Annotated in this window: 15 protein-coding genes; 10 read left to right on the top strand and 5 right to left on the bottom strand. The window is 71.5% G+C overall.

The genetic code is table 11. The annotated features are described in order from the left end of the window. Positions 1-1,090 precede the first annotated feature (1,090 nt). Positions 1,091-1,906, top strand: a complete 816-nt coding sequence (locus HED23_RS34055) for a hypothetical protein (RefSeq protein WP_203187786.1) — start codon at positions 1,091-1,093, stop codon at positions 1,904-1,906. Positions 1,907-2,410: 504 nt separating this feature from the next. On the opposite strand, the gene HED23_RS34050 is transcribed toward HED23_RS34055, so the two are convergent. Further along, positions 2,411-2,641, bottom strand: coding sequence for a hypothetical protein (locus tag HED23_RS34050; protein ID WP_203187148.1), 231 nt, complete (start codon positions 2,639-2,641; stop codon positions 2,411-2,413). Between the two features lie 25 nt (positions 2,642-2,666). Here HED23_RS34050 and HED23_RS34045 point away from each other — a divergent pair, with 25 nt between their 5' ends. Further along, positions 2,667-3,488 carry an RICIN domain-containing protein gene (locus HED23_RS34045; RefSeq protein WP_203187147.1) on the top strand — a complete coding sequence of 274 codons (822 nt, stop codon included), beginning with the start codon at positions 2,667-2,669 and terminating at the stop codon, positions 3,486-3,488. Positions 3,489-3,493: 5 nt separating this feature from the next. On the opposite strand, the gene HED23_RS34040 is transcribed toward HED23_RS34045, so the two are convergent. Next, on the bottom strand, positions 3,494-3,712 hold the full coding sequence (locus HED23_RS34040; RefSeq protein ID WP_203187146.1) for a hypothetical protein: 219 nt from the start codon (positions 3,710-3,712) through the stop codon (positions 3,494-3,496). 133 nt (positions 3,713-3,845) lie between these two features. Here HED23_RS34040 and HED23_RS34035 point away from each other — a divergent pair, with 133 nt between their 5' ends. Both HED23_RS34035 and HED23_RS34030 read left to right on the top strand, forming a co-directional pair. Next, on the top strand, positions 3,846-4,607 hold the full coding sequence (locus HED23_RS34035) for an HAD family hydrolase (protein WP_203187145.1): 762 nt from the start codon (positions 3,846-3,848) through the stop codon (positions 4,605-4,607). After that, a complete protein-coding gene (locus tag HED23_RS34030) occupies positions 4,607-7,036 on the top strand; it encodes a glycoside hydrolase family 65 protein (RefSeq protein ID WP_203187144.1) in 2,430 nt (809 codons plus the stop codon). The genes HED23_RS34035 and HED23_RS34030 overlap by 1 nt, the downstream gene beginning before the upstream one ends. A 184-nt stretch (positions 7,037-7,220) precedes the next feature. On the opposite strand, the gene HED23_RS34025 is transcribed toward HED23_RS34030, so the two are convergent. Further along, on the bottom strand, positions 7,221-7,913 hold the full coding sequence (locus HED23_RS34025; protein WP_203187143.1) for a class E sortase: 693 nt from the start codon (positions 7,911-7,913) through the stop codon (positions 7,221-7,223). A 78-nt stretch (positions 7,914-7,991) separates the two neighbouring features. Further along, on the bottom strand, positions 7,992-9,656 hold the full coding sequence (locus tag HED23_RS34020; RefSeq protein WP_203187142.1) for an ABC-F family ATP-binding cassette domain-containing protein: 1,665 nt from the start codon (positions 9,654-9,656) through the stop codon (positions 7,992-7,994). Positions 9,657-10,301: 645 nt separating this feature from the next. Between HED23_RS34020 and HED23_RS34015 the strand changes: the two genes are divergently transcribed. The 4 genes from HED23_RS34015 to HED23_RS34000 all read left to right on the top strand — a co-directional run bounded on the left by HED23_RS34015 (position 10,302) and on the right by HED23_RS34000 (position 15,547). Then, complete coding sequence (locus tag HED23_RS34015; protein ID WP_238442220.1) at positions 10,302-11,561, top strand: SGNH/GDSL hydrolase family protein; 1,260 nt, start codon at positions 10,302-10,304, stop codon at positions 11,559-11,561. Between the two features lie 219 nt (positions 11,562-11,780). After that, positions 11,781-12,737, top strand: a complete 957-nt coding sequence (locus HED23_RS34010; protein WP_203187140.1) for an SMP-30/gluconolactonase/LRE family protein — start codon at positions 11,781-11,783, stop codon at positions 12,735-12,737. A gap of 289 nt (positions 12,738-13,026) precedes the next feature. Further along, the gene (locus HED23_RS34005; RefSeq protein ID WP_203187139.1) at positions 13,027-14,235 is read left to right on the top strand and encodes a S8 family peptidase; all 1,209 of its coding nucleotides are present in this window, start codon (positions 13,027-13,029) and stop codon (positions 14,233-14,235) included. Positions 14,236-14,857: 622 nt separating this feature from the next. Next, the gene (locus HED23_RS34000) at positions 14,858-15,547 is read left to right on the top strand and encodes a hypothetical protein (protein ID WP_238442219.1); all 690 of its coding nucleotides are present in this window, start codon (positions 14,858-14,860) and stop codon (positions 15,545-15,547) included. A gap of 241 nt (positions 15,548-15,788) precedes the next feature. Here HED23_RS34000 and HED23_RS33995 read toward each other — a convergent pair whose 3' ends face one another. Beyond that, complete coding sequence (locus tag HED23_RS33995) at positions 15,789-16,142, bottom strand: VOC family protein (protein WP_203187138.1); 354 nt, start codon at positions 16,140-16,142, stop codon at positions 15,789-15,791. Between the two features lie 552 nt (positions 16,143-16,694). Between HED23_RS33995 and HED23_RS33990 the strand changes: the two genes are divergently transcribed. Continuing rightward, complete coding sequence (locus HED23_RS33990) at positions 16,695-17,294, top strand: hypothetical protein (protein ID WP_203187137.1); 600 nt, start codon at positions 16,695-16,697, stop codon at positions 17,292-17,294. A gap of 438 nt (positions 17,295-17,732) precedes the next feature. Further along, complete coding sequence (locus HED23_RS33985) at positions 17,733-18,512, top strand: polysaccharide deacetylase family protein (protein ID WP_203187136.1); 780 nt, start codon at positions 17,733-17,735, stop codon at positions 18,510-18,512. The last annotated feature ends 49 nt before the right edge of the window (positions 18,513-18,561 follow it).

The following is an 18,561-nucleotide window of genomic DNA, read 5'->3' as shown; positions in this document are numbered from 1 at the left end:
CACGGCCGAGGTGCCGCCCGCGGCTTCGGCCCCGCCTTCGGAGCCGGCATCGAAGGCTCCTGCCGGAGCCACGGCACGCTTCCGCCCAGCGCCGCCTGCACCTGGCTCCGTGAGCACCCCGGGACGCGCTGCCGGGAGCGCTCCGGCTCCGGGCTCTGTGAGTGGGCCTGGGCGTGCTGCCGTGGGTGGTTCGGCTGCGGGTTCTGTGAGTGGGCCGGCTCCTGCCGCCGGGAGCGCTCCGGCTCCGGGCTCCTCCTCGGCATCGTCCTCGTCCTCGGCTTCGGCTTCGGCTTCGGTGAGAGGCCAAGACCCCACGCCTGCCCCGTCCCCAGTGCGAGCTCTCGCCCCGGCCTCGCGGCCTCGTGCGGCCGGGCCCCGGATCCCTCTGGCCCAGCTCCTGGAGCCCGACACCGCAACGGCCCCGGCGACGGCTTCCGGCCCTCCGGCGCCCATGCCCCGCCCGGCGTCCGGTGGAACCCTGGCGTCCGGTGGGACCCTGGCGTCCGGTGGGACCCCGGCGTCCGGTGGGACCCCGGCGTCCGGTGGGACCCTGGCGTCCGGTGGGACCCTGGCGTCCGGTGGGACCCCGGCGTCCGGTGGGACCCTGGCGTCCGGTGGGACCCTGGCGTCCGGTGGGACCCTGGCGTCCGGTGGAACCCCGGCGTCCGGTGCCGCCGGCGCAGCCGCGTCCTCCCCGGGCACTGCCGCAGCCGTGGCGGGTTCGGCACGCCCTGCCCCTGCACGTCCGGCCCCTGCCCCGGCCTCTTCGGCCCCTGCCCCGGCATCTCCGGTCCGGGCACGTCCAGCCCCTGCCCCGGTGTCTCCGGCCCCGCAATCACCGGCCCCTGCCCCGGAAACTCGGGTCCCGGCACGTCCGGTCCCTGCCCCGGAACCTGCAGTCCCTGCACGTCCGGCCCCCGCCCCGGAATCACCGGCCCCGGCACTTCCGGATCCTGTATCTCCGGCAGCCGGCCCCACCGCCGAGCCCCAAGATCCCGTCGCCCCCGCGAGGTTGATCGCGACCTCCTCGGCTCCCGGCGCCGTACCGCCGTCGACCTCGCCGCCCCCGTCGACCCCGCCGTCTGCTGCGATGACGTGGGGTGCCGTCCGAGGCGCCGAGGCCTTCGCCCCGGCGGCGTTCCTCCCCGGTTACAGCAGCACGGAGGAGGAGCGGGCCGTGTTCCGGACGCTCGCGGAGGCCGAATGGGAGCGCGACGGGGCCGCAGTGGCCCGGATGCTCATGCGCATGCCCGCACTGCGCGGGCGGGAGCAGGAGGCGGCCCGGGCCGACCTGATCGCTCTGCGGCTCTATCTCCGCGGCACGGACGGGCCGTTGAACAGCGCCGCGCTGCACCGAGCCTTCGAGACGGGTGAGGGACGCCTGCTGCCCTACGCTGCCTGCGTGGCGTCCGGCCTGCGTAGGATGCCTGCCTTCCGAGGTGCCGTCGTGAGAGGTGCCGGCCCGGAGGAGACACCGGCGGCGGGGAGCCTGCTGAGGGATGCCGGTCCGCTCAGCGCGCTGCCGCTCGGCGGGGACGATCCGGTGCCCGGCGGCGCACGTCACGTGATCTGGTCGGTCACCGGACGCCGCGTACGGCAGATGTTCGACGGAGCGGCGCACGCCACCCGGACCGACGAAGTGGTTTTCCCGCCGGGCACGGTGTTCCGGGTCCTGGACATCCGCCAGGAGTCCGCCTCGCCCGCCTCACCTTTGATCCTCCTCCGTGAACTTCCCGGAATACCGGCGGAGTCGGCCACCGGCGGGGCGCAGCCCGATGCACAGGACAACGCCGTGCTCGAGCGGCTGGAGGCATCGCTCGACGGAAGTCCCGCAGCCGGGGCACCGGGCCCTTGGCCCGAGCGCTGTTCCGGCCCGGTCGGTTCCCCCCGCACCGACGGAGAGTGACTCATGGACAGTGGAGAACGCTTCGCGCGGACGACCGTGCGTCACGCCACGGCTCGGCGCCAGGCCTTCGCGCCCGCATCCCCGCACTCATCCCGCGTAAGCCCTGCGGCCGGACGGGCGGAGTGCGGGGCGCGGGACGTACGGACCACGGAGCGCACCGAGAACTCCGGGCGACGCTTCGGTCACACCCGAACCAGGTCCATGTGCCGGACGTTCAGGGCGAGGACGGTTCTGATGGCCGGGCGTTGAACTGATGCCGCGCAGCTGCTCGGACCGGGACGACCACCTGTGGTCGTTCTCCTGACCCGCACAGGGCCGTCCCCGTCGTACCCCCATTCCAAGGAGGTTTGATCCGATGTCCGTTCCCCGGGCTTCCGCAGGTTCCGAGCCCACCGCCGCCGCCTCGGCCGGGCCGGCCGGCCAGCCGTCCGTCCGACGGGCGGTCGCGCTTCCGGCAGGCCCCGGTGCGCCCAGCGGCGCCCTGACCCCGGCGGGTGCATCGCGTCAGACCGCCCGGACCGCTGCCGTTCCGTCCGAGGCCGCTCCTGCCGCTCCGCCCGAGACGAAACCCGAGACGAAACCCGAGACGAAACCCGAGACGGAGAGCGCAACCCACGAAACCGCGACGGCGGGCGCGTCGACGACGACCGCCGTCGAGCCGCAGGCCGGTGCCACGACCACGGCCGGTCCCACGACCACTGTCCACGGGGCGGCCACGGCGGCCACGGCGTCCACGGCTGCCTACGGGGCTACGAGGCCGATGGCGACGGCCACGGCGACCGCACCCGGTGGGCCCGGCGCCGACGCCGACGGAGCACACGTGGGCCGCCCGAAGAAGCCGCTGCTCGCCGCAGCCGCGATCGTCGGTTCCCTCCTCGTCGCTTTGCCGTTCGCGCTGGCCGCGGGTGGCGACCGGAACGACACGGCGGCCGGAGCGGTCACCTCGGCCACAACCGGCACCGTCCTCCAGGACGACCCCTCCGGACTGCCCGGCGCCTACACCGCCGAGTCGCCCTCCGCCTCCCCGACGGCCTCCCCCTCGGGGGAGCCCGGAGAGAAGAAGCCGAAAGCCGCCCCGAAGCCTCCGGTGCCGGAGGTGACCAAGGAGTCCACCGCCCCGGCGACGGTGAAGAAGAAGCCCAGCGTCACACCGAAGGCGCCGAGCGGCGCGAGTACGAAGAAGGCGGCGCCCGAGACGAAGCCGAAGCCCGTCGGGCGCACCCTGGTCAGCGCCCAGTCGGGCAAGTGCCTCAGCGCGGGCTCCGGAGGGGACGGCACCCAGCTCAAGCTGTGGACCTGCGACGGATCGGCTTCCCAGCGCTGGGACTTCAGAGCGGACGGCACCGTGCGCGCCCTGGGTATGTGCATGGACGTCGCCTGGGCCTCGACCGAGGACCTCACGGCAATCCAGGTCGCCTACTGCAGCGGTAACCCGGCCCAGCAGTTCACCCTGAACTCCACACAGGACCTGGTCGCCAGGATCGCGGGCAAGTGCGTGGACATCTATCGGGCCGAGACCGGAAACGGCACCCCGGCCGTGCTCTTCCCCTGTTCAGGGGCCCCGAACCAGACCTGGTCCTGACGCCTTCACCGCCCGACGGATCCCAGTCCCCGGGCGGAGTCGTCGGTATCCACGGACTCCGGCTCGTAGTTGCGGCACCCGGGACTGCGACACGGTCCGGGCCCCCAGTGCGGGACGAAGATGCCGAGGGTCTTGTGCCGGGCCAGGACGGTCTCGACGGGCTGCTTGCAGGCCGGACACACGTACTCCGCCTGCCGATCGGTCTGACGCTCGGTTCTGGCCATGCTTTTACGGTAGACCCGAAAGGGGCACGGAGAAACTTTTCGGACTTTTTGCCATTGCCTGCCACGAGGGGCGGCCCGGCCCGGAACCTGGTGCCATGGGACGGGGGACGCCTCGACGAAGGGACCACCGGTCATGGCTCGCGCACCGTCACCGGCCGCAGTCCTGCTCTCCGTGCACGCCGTGGTCTTCGACACGGACGGCGTGATCACCGACTCCGCTCCGGCGCACGCCGCCGCCTGGAAACTGGCCTTCGACGCCTGCCTGGCCGTCCACGAAGGCCAGCGGCCCTTCGACGAGGCGGACGACTACCGCCGCCATGTGGACGGGAAGTCGCGCAAGGACGGTGCTGCCGCCTTCCTGGAGTCCAGGGGTCTGCGACTCCCCGAGGGCAGCCCCGACGACCCTCCGGGCACCGACACGGTGTGGGCCGTCGCCGCACGCAAGGACGAGGCGTTCACCCGGAGCCTGCGCACCCACCCGATCGAGGTCTGGCCGGGGACGGTCCGCCTCCTGCGGGTGCTGCACGACGCGCGGGTGCCGTTCGCCGCGGCGTCCGCCTCCCGACACGCGACCGAACTGCTGGCCGGGGCCGGTCTCCTGGACCTGTTCACGGCGGTGGTCGACGGCAACGAGGCGCGCCGCCTGGAGCTGCCCGGGAAACCGGACCCCGCACTCTTCATCGAGGCGGCACGGCGCCTGGGGGTCCCGGCCGGGGAGACCGCAGTGGTGGAGGACGCGATGGCCGGAGTGGAAGCGGGGCGGCGGGGTGGATTCGGGCTGGTCGTCGGGGTGGACCGGACGGACAGCCCCGAGGGCGCCGCCGGCCTGCGCCGTCACGGAGCCGATCTCGTGGTGGCCGACCCGGGAGACCTGCTGATCAACGGGGAGGACTGATGGCACGCGGCTGGACCTGGGCGTACGAGGGGTACGACCCGAAGGAGGAGCGCCTGCGCGAGGCGCTGTGCACCCTCGGCAACGGCTACTTCGCCACCCGGGGGGCCGCGCCCGAGACACCCGCGGGCGAGACGCACTACCCGGGCACCTACGTGGCGGGCTGTTACAACCGGCTCACCTCCTCCGTCCAGGGACGCCAGGTCGAGAACGAGGACATGGTCAACCTCCCCGACTGGCTGCCGCTGCGCTACCGGATCCGTCCCGACGGCTCCCGCCCCGGCCCGTGGCTGACCCCCGACCACGCGTATCTGGCGCACCACGGGCAGTGGCTCGACCTGCGCGGCGGGACACTGACCCGCCGCTCGGTGTACGAGGACCGGGCCGGCCGCCGGCTCACGGTGGAACAGCAACGCCTCGTACACATGGGCGACCCTCATCTGGCAGCCCTGCACACGGTGTTCACCGCCGAAGGCTGGTCGGGGGAGCTGGAGGTGGAGGCCGCGATCGACGGAGATGTCCGCAACTCCGGTGTCGCGCGCTACCGGGATCTGGCGAATCGCCACCTCACGGGGTGGGAGACCGGCACGGAGCCGGAGTCCGCGGTGTGGCTGCGCTGCCGCACGGTGGAGTCGGACATCGGTATCGCACTGGCCGCCCGCACCGTGGCCTCCTGCGGGTCGGAACGGAACGGCGACCACCGGGCCGAACCCCGGCAGGAGCCACGGGCCGTCCATCAGACACTGCTGCTTCCGCTGTCCCCGGAGTCCGACGCGGTCGTCGACAAGACGGTCGCCCTCTTCACCTCCCGGGACCCGGCGATCGGCAGCCCGCTGCGGGCCGCCGTGTCCGCGGTGGGCGCAGCACCCGTGTACTCCCGGCTGCTGACGGCGCACCGCCGGGCCTGGGCGGATCTGTGGCAGCAGGCGAAGCTGGAGGTCCTGGGCGAGCCCGGGCGCATCCTGCGGCTGCACCTCTTCCACGTGCTCCAGACCCTCTCCCCGCACACCGCGGAGCTCGATGTCGGGGTGCCGGCCAGGGGACTGCACGGCGAGGCCTACCGGGGGCATGTCTTCTGGGACGAGCTGTTCGTCCTGCCCTTCCTGAATCTCCATCTCCCCGAGATCTCCCGGGGGTTGCTCGACTACCGCCACCGGCGGCTCCCCGCGGCCGTCGACGCCGCGCGTGCGGTGGGCAGGAAGGGGGCGATGTACCCGTGGCAGAGCGCCGACGAGGGGCGTGAGGAGACGCAGGAGGTCCACCTCAACCCCCGCTCGGGGCGATGGCTGCCGGACCGGTCACGGCTGCAGCACCACGTCGGCTCGGCGATCGCCTACAACGTGTGGCAGTACTGCCAGGCCACCGGCGACACGGAGTACCTCTACTCCAAGGGAGCCGAGATGCTGCTGCAGATCGCCCGCTTCTGGGCCGACAGCGCCGTATGGGACGACTCCCTCGGGCGGTACCGCATCCGGGGGGTCGTGGGGCCCGACGAGTACCACGACGCCTACCCGGACTCCGACGCGGCGGGGCTCGACGACAACACGTACACGAACGTGACGGCGGCCTGGGTGCTGACACGCGCCCGCGAGCTCTGCCGCGCCCTCCCCGGGAGCAGGTGCCGTCAGCTCCTCGAGCTGATCCGGCTCGACCCGGCGGAGATGGACCGCTGGGACGACATCTCCCGGAAGCTGTACGTGCCCCGCCACCGGGGCGTCATCAGCCAGTTCGCCGGATACGGAGACCTGAAGGAGCTGGACTGGGAGCAATACCGGCGGCGGTACGGGGACATCCGGCGCCTCGACCGGATCCTGGAGGCGGAAGGTGACACCGCCAACCGCTACCAGGCCTCCAAACAGGCGGACGTGCTGATGCTGGGCTACCTGTTCTCGCCCAGGGAGCTGGCCGCCCTGTTCCGGCAGCTCGGCCACCGACTCGACGACGAGGCCTGGCGGGCCACCGTCGACTACTACGCGCGGCGGACGAGCCACGGCTCCACCCTCAGCTCCCTCGTCCACGCCTGGGTCCTGGCGAGGGTCAACCGTGACGACGCCTGGCAGTACTGCGAGGAGGCACTGATCGGCGACGTCGCCGACATCCAGGGCGGTACGACCGAGGAGGGCATCCACCTGGGGGCGATGGCGGGCACCCTCGACTTCGTGCAGCGTGGGATGACGGGGCTGGAGACCCGTGACGACGCCCTGTGGCTGGCTCCGGCCACCCTGCCGCAGCTGTCGAAGTTCCGGATGCGGCTCCGTTTCCGCCGGCACTGGGACGTGGACCTCCGCCTGCGCGCCGAGCGCCTGCGGATCGCCGTGCCGGACTCGGAACGGCCGGGGGTACGCGTCAGGCTCGACGGCAGCGCGTACGTCGTCGAGCCCGGGACGGCGCGGTGGCTGGAGCTTCCGGACGACCTGTCCGGCGGGTGGTGAAACGGATCGTGCGGTGGACGGATCGTGGGGTGGACGGATCGTGGGGTGAAACGCCTGTCCGGTGAAGGGCCGCGGTCAACGGCCCGTCCGGGGCCCGTCCGGGGCCCGTGCGGTGCCGTCCGGAGCACGGCCCGTGCGGTGGACGCCCTGCCCGGGAAGACGCGGCGCCACCGGGGGCGCAGGCTCACGCGGGCCGCGAGGACACCAGTACGCCGATCTTGTCGATGCGGTGCTCCGGATTGTCGTGGGCGTCGCGCCAGAAGTTCCCGGCCGCGTCGTCCTCCGGGGTCGCGCAGGTGGAGAGGGTGATCATCGCCCGGGTCGGTTTCTCACCCGGCTCGCCCGGCACCTCGGCACGCTGCTCGGCGAGTGAGCGCTCGGACCGGAAGGACGTCTGCCGGGTCTCGGTGATCCGGTACTCGTGGACCGTGCCGCCCTCCGTGGCGAGGACCCTGTCGCCCTTGTCCAGTGACGGCAGGTCGCGGAGCGGGCCGCCGGCGGAGAGCCGGTGGGCTGTCACGAGGTAGTTCCCGGTCTCGCCGGGCCCGACGCCTCCGTCCGCACCGTACGGACTGGCGGCCACTCCGCGGTTCTGGATGCGGGTCCCGGGCCCGTCGTCCGTCGTGCCCTCGTACGGGACCACCCGCAGGTCCGTCACGCCGAGCGACTCGATGGTGAGCTCCGCGGTCGCCGTACGCGGATCGGTCCGGTCGGACGGCAGCCCGGTGGGCGGGCCCGCAGAGGCCTGCGCGGCAGCCGGAGCGGCCGGGGGAGTCCCTGCGGCGGCCACCGCTGCCGGGCCTCCGGCCGCCAGCAGGACGACGGCCGCGCCCGCGAGGGCCCGGGGAACGCGTCGGATTTCATGGGCACGGTGCATGGCGGGTCCGGATCGGTAGCCGGTGAGTCAGGTGCGGGCCCTGGTGCGCGGGCCCGCGCCTTTCCAGTACACCACCGGTCACCCGAGCGCGTCGGGTGCGCCGAACAGCTCGCGCACCTCCTCGGCGGTCAGCTCGGTGAGCTCCTCCTCCACGAGCAGCCAGCGGGTGATACCGACCGACTCCAGGAACGCCAGGTCGTGGCCGGCGATCAGCAGCGCACCCTCGTAGGACTCGAGCGCACTCGTCAGCCGGCGCACGCTCGCCAGGTCCAGATTGTTGGTCGGCTCGTCCAGCATCAGCAGCTGCGGGGCCGGTGTGGCGAGCATCGTCGCCGCGAGGGCGGCGCGGAAGCGTTCGCCGCCGGAGAGGGTGCCCGCCTGCTGCTCGGCGCGTGCTCCCTTGAACAGGAAGCGGGCGAGCTGCGAGCGGATCTCGTTGTCGGTGGTCCCGGGCGCCATGCGGGCCACGTTCGCGGCGACGGTCAGCCCGTCGTCCAGGACGTCGAGCCGCTGCGGCAGGAAGCGCAGCGGCACATGGGTCCTGGCCTCGCCGGCCACCGGCGCGAGCTCCCCGGTGAGGGTGCGCAGCAGCGTCGTCTTGCCCGCCCCGTTGCGCCCGATGAGCGCGATGCGTTCGGGCCCCTGGACGTGGAGCACGCCGTCGCGCAGGGTGCCGAAGCGGGGACGGAGGCTCTGCACGCTCAGGACCGTACGGCCCGCCGGGACCGCTGTGTGCGGGAGCCGCACCCGGATCTCGGCGTCGTCACGGATCGCCTCCGACGCAGTGCCGAGCCGCTCCCGCGCCTCCTGGAGCCGGTTCTCGTGCAGGCCGCGGAGCTTGCCCGCCGCCTCCTGGGAGGACCTCTTGTGCTCGCCCGCGACGATCCTCGGAGCGCGCCGCTGGGCGTCCATCTTCTTGTTGTGCCGCTGACGGCGGGCCACCTTGATCTGCGCCTCCTCCAGCTCCCGCTTCTGGCGGCGTACGTCGGACTCGGCGGCCCGCACCATGCGCCCGGCGGCCTCCTGCTGGGTGGCCAGTGCCTCCTCGTAGGCCGACCAGCCGCCGCCGTACCAGCTCACCGAACCGGCGCGCAGGTCCGCGATGCGGTCCACCCGTTCCAGCAGGTCACGGTCGTGGCTGACGACGACGAGCACACCTGACCGCCAGGACTCGACCGCTTCGTGGAGCCGGCGGCGCGCGAACACGTCCAGGTTGTTGGTCGGCTCGTCGAGCAGGAGGACGTCGGGGCGTTCCAGCAGCAGCGCGGCCAGCCTCAGCAGCACGGTCTCGCCACCGGACAGCTGACCCACGGTGCGGTCGAGACCGATGTCGCCGAGGCCGAGTGACCCCAGGGTCGCCAGGGCCCGTTCCTCGACGTCCCAGTCGTCGCCGACCGTCTCGAAGTGTTTCTCCGCCACGTCGCCGGCCTCGATCGCGCGCAGCGCGGTGCGCCGCTCGGCGATACCGAGGGCGTCTTCGACGCGGAGGTCCGTGTCGAGGGTGAGGTTCTGCGGGAGGTAGGCGAGGTGGCCACCGACGGTCACCGAGCCGGCGGAGGGCTTGAGCCGGCCGGCCAGCAGCCGCAGCAGGGTCGACTTGCCCGAGCCGTTGGTCCCGACGAGCCCGGTGCGGCCCCGGCCGATGCTGAGGGACAGGTCGTCGAAGACCTCCGTGCCGTCCGGCCACCGGAAGGACAGGGCGGAACAGCTGAGGGAGGCGGCGGGCGCGGTGGGATGAGACATGTGATCCTCGCAGTCGAAAGCGTGTGAACAGGGGCTTCGTGTGCGAGCACCACGCGGCGACCGGCCGGGAGAGGAAGGGGTGCGGTCCTCCGGAGAAACGGGGGACGGCTCATGCACCGAGGTCGCATCCACGCGGTGGGTCACGGGGCGGCAGGAAGGCCGACAGGGCGTGACGGGCTACGGCAGGGGCCGTACCGCGCGATGATCGCGGACCTCAGATGCGCAACGTCCACCTCTATCGGAGACAACAGGACTCGAAAACTGTACATCGTGACCCGTCCGGACGGGGCGGAATATCGGGAGCGGCAGGCCGGTGTGCGGACGTGAGGCCCTCTTGACGCACAGCGACGGGTCTCCGTAGCGTCTGCTCGCCCGATCGCAAGCCCGTTCGAAACTTTCGACCCTGCGGCAGGTGCCGTGGGGCGGTACCGGAGGCGTCGACCGGCCTGCCCGCCCCGCGCCGGAGGTGCCGCCCGGGCACGTCCGTGCCCGTCGCCGGGTCCCGCCCGCCCTTGCCCAGTCCCGCTTCCTGGAGGCCTCCGTATGAGACAGCGATCCGCAGCTTCCCCGGCAACCTCAGGTCCTGCCCGCCCCGCCGGTCCGGCCGGCTTACGGACGCGTCGATCCGTCCGCCGTCTCGTGGCCGTGCTGACCGGGGCCCTGCTCCTGGCGGCCGCTCCGGCAACGTCCGCCGAGCCCGCGCACCGTGGCCCCGACTCCGCTCCCTGGACCGGGACATGGGCATCGGCCCCCACGGAGACCCCGGCCTCGGTCACCGCGGAGTTCGAGGACGAGACGATCCGCCAGACCGTCCGCACCAGCATCGGCGGCGACCGGGTCCGTATCCGGCTGTCGAACGAATTCGGCAGCGGGCCGCTGGCCATCGGCGAAGCCCGAGTCGCCCGCCCGGCACACGGCGGGCCGTCCTCCCGGATCGACCCGCGTACCGACCGGCCGCTCACCTTCGGCGGCCGTACCTCCGTGACCGTCCCCGCCGGCGCCCCGATGCTCAGTGACCCGGTCTCACTGAAGGTGCCCGCCGGTACCGACCTCGTGGTGAGCATCCATCTGCCCCGGTCGACCCGGGGATCGACGCTCCACTCGATGGCCCTGCAGCGCAACTACGTGGCCGCCGGGAACGTCACCGGCCGGGCCGCCATCGAGCCGACCGCGACCATCGACCGCTGGTACTTCCTCACCGGTGTGAGCGTGAGCACCGCCCGGCCCTCCTCGGCCGTCGTCACGCTCGGCGACTCGATCACCGACGGCGCCGACACCGACGTCGATGCCAACCACCGCTGGCCGGACTTCCTCTCCGGGCGGCTGCGCGCCCCCGGCGGGCCCGGCGCCGTGGGCGTACTCAACCAGGGCATCAGCGGGAACCGCCTCCTGCACGACCCCAACCCGCCCGCCGGGTCCGACGCCGAGAACTTCGCGGCGCACTTCGGCCAGAGCGCCCTCCGCCGCTTCGACCGGGACGTCGCCTCCCAGCCCGGAGCGGAACACCTGATCGTGCTCCTCGGCGTGAACGACATCGGCCAGCCCGGCACAGTGGCCCCGGAGTCGGAACGGGTCACGGCGGCGGACCTCATCGATGCCCACCGCCAGATCATCGCGCGGGCCCACGACCGGGGTCTGAAGGCCTACGGCGGCACGGTCCTGCCCTTCAAGGGCGACACCCTGGGCTTCTACAGCCCGGAGAACGAAGCCGCCAGGCAGGCCCTCAACCACTGGATCCGCACCGGCGGCGAATACGACGCGGTGATCGACTTCGACAGGGCGCTGCGCGACCCGTCCGACCCGCAGCGGCTGCTCGCCCGCTACGACAGCGGCGACCACCTCCACCCCAACGACGCCGGGGCGGAGGCGCTGGCCCAGGCGGTACCCCTGCGCCTCCTGCGCTGAGGTGACGGTCCGGGCGACCCCCCTGCGCGTCCTGCGCTGTGGTGGCGGTCCGGGTGACCTCCCTGCGCCTCCTGCGCTGAGGTGACGGTCCGGGCGGCTGCGGAACAGGAACGTCCGCCGAGCCCTGGGCACCGTGGGTCACTTGATCTGCATCATGCCGTCCAGCAGTGTTCGGCAGACGCCGAAAGCGTTCGGCGTCTGCCGAAGGGATGGATGCCCATGACCAGCGAGCACACCGGCCTGTACGAGAGCTTCGACGACCGGTTCCGTGCGGGGCGGTGCATGAACGGCGACGACGGTCTCGAGATCCTCCACACGGGCTGCCGATGGGCCGAGGGCCCGGTGTACGTGCCCGCCTGGCGGCAGTTGGTGTGGAGCGACATCCCGAACGACAGGCTGCTGCGCTGGGACGAGGAGACCGGTGCCGTGAGCGTCTTCCGGCGCACCGCCGGGCACACCAACGGCAACACGCTCGACCGGGAGGGACGGCTCATCACGTGTGAGCAGGGAAACAGGAGGGTGACGCGGACCGAGCACGACGGCACGGTGACGGTGCTGGCCGACCGGTGGCAGGGCAAGCGTCTGAACAGCCCGAATGACGCGACGGTGAAGTCCGACGGCTCTATCTGGTTCTCCGACCCGGACTTCGGCATCACCAGCGACTACGAGGGCTATCGCGCGGAGAGCGAGATCGGATCCAACAACGTCTACCGCATCGACCCGGCCACCGGTGACGTGCGTCTGGTCGCCGACTGCTTCGGCGCACCGAACGGGCTGGTCTTCTCGGCCGACGAGCGGCAGCTCTTCGTCTCCGACACGCGGGCGGGTGTCGTCCGCGTCTTCGGCGTACGGGACGGCGGCACGCTGTCGGACGGCGAGATCTTCGCGGAGGCAGGGGCTCGCGAGGCCGCCCGGTTCGACAACCTCCGCTTCGACGACGGCGGGCGGCTCTGGGTCGCCGCCATGGATGACGGGGTGCACTGCTACGACCCGGACGGCACGCTGATCGGGAGGCTCGTCGTCCCGGAGGCGGTGGCCAACATCTCCTGGGGCGGCGCGAAACGCAACCGGCTCTTCATCACCGCGGAGACGAGCCTCTACTCGGTCGTCATGGGGGTCACGGGAACCCACCCGACGGGCCCTGGCCGCAGGCCATGGCTGGACGAGGGCCGGTGAACCGGACGAAGTGGCGCTGACGCAGGGGAGGTTCGCTCCGTCCGTGGCCATCCGTACGGCGCTGCCACGCACCATCGGAATCGTGCACCTCGTGCGAAGCCTGTGTTGCGTCGTGTGACGCCACATGGACACACGGTCAACAGTGTGGCGCGACCATGACACCTTTCCGGGATCCCTTGCTCCGCTTCGACGCACCGCGCCATCGTCGGTGTGGCGTCCGAACCCCCGGACGCCACACCCACCGGCGCGTCGAACCCCTGGCGTGCCACCTCTCGAGGAGGACCTCTCGATGGCAGCAGTGCGCAACACCAAGAGGCGGATCGCCGCAGCGATCGCGGCCGCGACGACCGTGGCGCTGGCAGCCGGCGCAGGTGCCTTACCCGCTCAGGCGGCCCAGCCCGAGGGCAGAGTCCTGCACGCCGGGGCGGCCGAGGCGGTGCCCGGAAGCTACATCGTCACGCTCAAGCAGACGTCCGGGTTCAAGGCGTCCGCCGCCGAGGGCAAGCAGCTGATAGCCGATCACGGCGGCACGATCAAGCGCACCTACACGTCGGCGTTGAACGGCTACGCCGCCACGCTCAGCAGCACCGAGGCCAAGCGGCTCGCCGCCGACCCGGCGGTCGCCTCGGTCGAGCAGGACCAGAAGGTCCACTCGACCGCCACCCAGACCGACGCGCCCTGGGGCCTCGACCGGATCGACCAGGCCAACCTCCCGCTGAGCGGCACATACACCTACCCGGACACGGGCGGCAGCGGCGCGACCGTCTACGTCCTCGACACCGGCGTACGCATCACCCACCAGGAGATCAGCGGCCGGGCGTCGTACGGCTACGACTTCGTCGACAACGACAGCACCGCACAGGACGGCGCGGGCCACGGCACCCACGTCGCCACGACCGTCGCCGGAACCACGTACGGCGTGGCGAAGAAGGCGAAGATCGTCGCGGTGCGGGTCCTCGGCAACGACGGCTCCGGCACCACCGCCGGGGTCATCGCGGGTGTCGACTGGATCACCGCCAACCACGTCGCCAACTCCGTCGCCAACGTCTCGCTCGGAGGCGGGGCCAGCACCACGCTGGACAACGCCGTGCGCCGGTCGATCACCTCAGGGGTCACCTACTCCATCGCGGCCGGCAACTCGGGCGCACTGGCCTCCAACTACTCACCGGCCCGCGTCAGCACCGCGATCACGGTCGGTGCCACGACCAGGACCGACGCCAGGGCCACCTACTCCAACTACGGGCCCGTCGTGGACATCTTCGCGCCCGGCTCCGCCATCACGGCCGGCTGGAACACCTCGGACACCGCCACCTACACCGGCAACGGCACCTCCTTCGCCGCGCCCCACGTCTCCGGTGCCGCAGCGGTCTACCTGACGAGCCACCCCGGCGCCGCTCCGGCGACCGTGGCCTCGGCACTCGTGAACGGCGCCACCTCCAACGTCCTCACCGGCGTCGGAACCGGTTCCCCGAACAAGCTCCTCAAGCTCGTCCCGTAACCGCAGGACGGCCGGGGACACGTACGGGGCGACCCCTCGTACGGGTCCCCGGCCCACGGCGTTCCGGAGCTGTGCTCAGCCGCCGGGCCGGAGCCGGGTTCCGCCCACGCGCCGGCCGCCCCGAGGGCCCGGCACCTCCTGGCGCGGGGTCTGCCGACGCAGGTGTGCCCGAGGTGCCGCGAGCCCTTCGCAGCGAGGCGGAGACCTACAGCGGGCCCTCGAAGAACCCGAGCACGCTCGCCCGGTCGAACTCCCGCGCGGCCCTGTCCTTCCTGGCGATCGGCTCGATCCCGGCACGGTCGGAGCTGGGCGGACCGGGACGCGCCAGGGGTCGACGACGGTCTAAGTCGGCCCGTGCGAGAAGGCGTTGCCCCCATGGGGCCCACCGAGCCGATGCGCAGGGTCGTGGCTCGTGCCCTGCGGCGGCAGGAAGAGGAGGCGCAGCCGTACCCCTGCAGACGCCCACTGTGGACGAACTAGAGTTCCTGCTGGACTTCCAGGCGCAACCGACTGCTGAGCGGCTCTCCGGGCTCGGCCCCGGCGCCGCCGCCGTCACCGCGCGTGCCGCCGCCCGGACTCCACCGATTCCACCCGGCAGGAACATCGATGGGAAGCAGGGCGCATGACCGTCAGCCTCACCATGTATGACAACCCACGACCGCTCAGGAACGTGCCGGACAACGGACTTCCGGTGTCGCCCATGTATCCCGTCCACCTCTCGGACGGTCCGGGGGCGCAGCCCCAGGCCTTCGCGCACGTGGAGCGCGAACTCCCGCACGGCGGCATTCCCGCGTACCGCGCCGACCGCAAGAAGAGGGTCCGCTCCTTCCTCCTGTGGGCGGACGAGGGCCGTGCGCGGCCGCTGGCCCGTCTGGTCACGCAGTCCGTCGAGGGACACCGTTCGACCTATCAGGTGCTCGACGCGTACGGACAGGTCATCGCCACCATTACGCAGCGGAAGGCTTTCAGGGGCGGCGGGTTGCGCGTCCGCTGGACCGTGTCGCAGACCGGCGGACCGGTCGCCGTGGGCTACAAGGGGCGGCTGTTCTGGTGGGCCTTCTGCTGGCTGTGGTCGCCCCTGCTCCCGTTCGCTCTCATCGGCGCCGTGCTCGAGAACGGCGACCTCCCGCGCGCGCCACGGCGCGTGCGATGGCGCGCGGACGGGCGGATGGTCATGGAGCACAAGCCGTCGTCGAACGCTGTACTGCTCCACGCCCCAGGCCTCGACCCCCGGGTCGGCGCAGCGCTCGCGGCACTGCTGGCGTCCTACAGGGGTTGGTATCGGACGTCATGGGACGACCACAAGGAATAGCGGAGTTCTTGCGAACGGATGCGGCGTTTCCCGGGAGCTTGTCGGGGGGCCTGGTGCCTTCGGGGGCTCTCATACCCCCCATGCCCCGGCCGACGCCGCGCCCGGCACCTCTGCGTACGAGGACGCGGGGCGGAACCGCCCGCAACACGATGAGGACCGCGATCGGCCCGAAGCCCCGGGGAGGGCTGAGACGGAGCACCCGCAGACCCCGCGCCGGCCTCGGCCCCGGTTTGGAAAGAACTCAGTCATGTCGTTCCCCGAGGACACAGAACTCGTTGCCTTCGGGGTCCGCCAGGACGACCCACGGCTGCTCTCCCTGACCGATGTCGAAACGCGTCGCGCCATGGGCCACAAGGCGAGCCACTTCGGCGTCCTGGTCATCCGGCCTGAAGTCGAGATGCAGTCGGCTCTTGGCCTTCTTGCTCTCGGTAATTCGGACGAAGTCGATACCCGGCAGACGATCCGGATCCGATCGGATCTCGAACTCGTCCTCGGAAGAGTGGACCACGACCCAGCCCAGAGCAGTGGCCCACCACTGTCCCAAGGCCGCCGGGTCTTCCGAGTGGACAAGTACCTGTTCCCATTCCAAGCTCATCCGCCGCGCCCAGGCCTTCCGGGTCTTCGGGAACGGGTGTTTCAGGCGCCCGGAGGGAAGTGGGGCCGGGGCGTCTGCCCCGGCCGCCCATGACGTGTGCCTGGGACCCACCACATGGCAACCCGCAGTCGAGGGAAGGTGACCACCGCCCCTGGTGAGCGGCTCTGTCAGCAGGTCGCGGGGCCGTCGCGCGCAGTCGCCTGGGTGCCGTGAGCAGGCCGTTTCCCACGGCCCCACGATGGCCCGGCGACGGCGCGCGACGGCCCCGTGACGGCCTTGCGACGGCGACCGCCGGGGTGAGGTGGGAGGCGTCCGTCGACTCCGAAAGCCGCGCCGAGAACGGTGAGTCATCTCGGTTCTCGCCCTATTCTTCTACGGGGACTGCATTTCGTCGGTTATGCATGAAATTTGCTGATGTCATGCCCGATGGAAATGCTCGAACGGCCGGCGGTTCCGGTGGGGGTGCGAGACCGTGCGGAAAGGGACTGGTCCTTCATTTTCATGGTATAGTCCTAATGAATTTACAGGACGCCACGAAAAAAGGGGAATGGCGTGAACACCGAGAAGGTTACGGCTCGACGTCTGACGGCCGCAGAGGTTTCGGAATTGGGCCTCCAGGACGCCATCTTCGTCTCGGCGCAGATGGATGGGCTTCCTCTCGACTGCTACGCACCGGCTTTTCTCACGGAGCCGGGTAAGAATTTCGAGGGAGGGTCCTTCGCTGCGAGGACGGTCTTCGGTGAGGAAATTCATGTGCTCCCGGACAACCCCGAGGAGGACGGAATCTGGATCGCCGACAAGGCGGGCGAAGAGATCGAGGTCCTTCAGAGTGCCGGTGTCCTCCTGAACCTCGCCCTTTTTGTTCCCGGTGGGAAGAAGGAATCCCTGGAGGCGCTCTACGACGCCGCCCGGGAGGCGTTCGGCGCGGGGATCGTCCAGCGCTGGAGCGAAGAGACCGTCGCGGTGCCGGACGTCAAGGTCGACCTGTACGAGGAGCCTGCCCGGGGGCGGAAGAACACGAACGGTCAGAACCGGGACCGCCGCGCCCTGGACATCTACCCGACGCGCGTTCGGTTCCTGGAGCCCAGCGACGGCTGGAAGTTCGTTGTCGAACCGCACAAGGAGGTCGTCGACGAGACACCGACGATCTGACCTGATGGCAGATTGAGCCTCGGTCTTTCGCGGGAGCCCGTCAGCTTGCTGACGGGCTCTTCTGCGTTCGTGGGGGAGCGGATCCGGGCCGCCCGCGCGTCTGCCGCGTCGGCACTCGGGCCGGCCACCTGGCGGGAGCGGGGGCCGTGCGGGCCGGTGGCGAAGTGGATGAGCTGTGGAACATCGGTACCGGTACGGCGACCGGTCACCGGGGCAGCGCCGCTCCACACAGGCCAACAGCTTCATCACCGCAGGTCGCAGCCCTCGCCGGTACTTCTTCGATGCCGTTACGTCCCTCCGTCTGTCGCGGAACCCCCCCGTTTGTCGTCGGCCCCCTGCGGATTCGTCCGCGGTCGGTAACAGGGGGGCCGTGCACGGGCCTTCGTGTGACTTCATAGGGGCACGGCATCGGCGGAAGCAGCAAAGGGGCGGGCAGGCATGGCGAAGCACAAGGGAAGGGGATGGCACGGACGGCTTCTCGCTGCTGGACTCGGGGTGACGGCGTTGGCCGCTGCCACCTCGGTGTGGACGGCACAGGCCGACCCAGCCGGAGGCCGGCAGCCGCAAGCCGGCATCTCGGCGCCGGACGGGACCCAGGACGGGGCCGGGAAGAAGGTGGCGGCGGATATCGCACACGCCTCGGACCGCGGCGCCCGTGGCGTCAACATCACCATCGACGACGGGCCGGACCCGGTCTGGACGCCACAGGTGCTGCAACTGCTCAAGGACAACGGTGTGAAGGCCACGTTCTGCATGGTCGGCACGCAGGCCCAGGCATACCCCGACCTGGTCAAGCAGGTCGTGGCGGACGGGCACCGGCTGTGCGACCACACGATCTCGCACGACACCGCCATGGACACGAAGTCCGAGGCGTACCAGTCCCAGCAGATCCTCGATGCCGAACGCATGATCATCAAGGCGTCCGGGGGTGTCCGGCCGCAGTACTACCGAGCCCCGGGCGGTGCTTTCACCCCGTACAGCCGGCAGCTCGCCGCGTCCCGGGGGATGCGGCCGCTGGGCTGGAACGTCGATTCCAGGGACTTCGAGCGCCCCGGCGCGGACACCATGGCCGACACGGTCAAGCGGGAGATCTCCAACGGGCCGACCGTCCTCTTCCACGATGCGGGAGGGGATCGCTCGCAGACCGTGGAGGCACTGCGCGAGGTGTTGCCGTGGCTGAAGCAGCAGGGCTACTCCTTCGGCTTCCCCGTGCGGTGAGCGGGACTCGCCCGCTCCGGCAATCCGGCCGGCCACAACGACTCCGGTA

This window comes from Streptomyces pratensis (assembly GCF_016804005.1).
In the GTDB taxonomy this organism is placed as follows: domain Bacteria; phylum Actinomycetota; class Actinomycetes; order Streptomycetales; family Streptomycetaceae; genus Streptomyces; species Streptomyces pratensis_A.
The sequence above is the reverse complement of the archived record's forward strand: the minus strand, read 5'-3'. Positions and strand labels throughout refer to the sequence as shown.

Excerpts from the sequence above, each read along its gene's own strand:
- HED23_RS34055 (WP_203187786.1), top strand. The coding sequence starts at position 1,091 with ATGACGTGGGGTGCCGTCCGAGGCGCCGAGGCCTTCGCCCCGGCGGCG.
- HED23_RS34045 (WP_203187147.1), top strand. The coding sequence starts at position 2,667 with ATGGCGACGGCCACGGCGACCGCACCCGGTGGGCCCGGCGCCGACGCC.
- HED23_RS34040 (WP_203187146.1), bottom strand. The coding sequence starts at position 3,712 with ATGGCCAGAACCGAGCGTCAGACCGATCGGCAGGCGGAGTACGTGTGT.
- HED23_RS34035 (WP_203187145.1), top strand. The coding sequence starts at position 3,846 with ATGGCTCGCGCACCGTCACCGGCCGCAGTCCTGCTCTCCGTGCACGCC.
- HED23_RS34030 (WP_203187144.1), top strand. The coding sequence starts at position 4,607 with ATGGCACGCGGCTGGACCTGGGCGTACGAGGGGTACGACCCGAAGGAG.
- HED23_RS34025 (WP_203187143.1), bottom strand. The coding sequence starts at position 7,913 with ATGCACCGTGCCCATGAAATCCGACGCGTTCCCCGGGCCCTCGCGGGC.
- HED23_RS34020 (WP_203187142.1), bottom strand. The coding sequence starts at position 9,656 with ATGTCTCATCCCACCGCGCCCGCCGCCTCCCTCAGCTGTTCCGCCCTG.
- HED23_RS34010 (WP_203187140.1), top strand. The coding sequence starts at position 11,781 with ATGACCAGCGAGCACACCGGCCTGTACGAGAGCTTCGACGACCGGTTC.
- HED23_RS34005 (WP_203187139.1), top strand. The coding sequence starts at position 13,027 with ATGGCAGCAGTGCGCAACACCAAGAGGCGGATCGCCGCAGCGATCGCG.
- HED23_RS34000 (WP_238442219.1), top strand. The coding sequence starts at position 14,858 with ATGACCGTCAGCCTCACCATGTATGACAACCCACGACCGCTCAGGAAC.
- HED23_RS33995 (WP_203187138.1), bottom strand. The coding sequence starts at position 16,142 with ATGAGCTTGGAATGGGAACAGGTACTTGTCCACTCGGAAGACCCGGCG.
- HED23_RS33985 (WP_203187136.1), top strand. The coding sequence starts at position 17,733 with ATGGCGAAGCACAAGGGAAGGGGATGGCACGGACGGCTTCTCGCTGCT.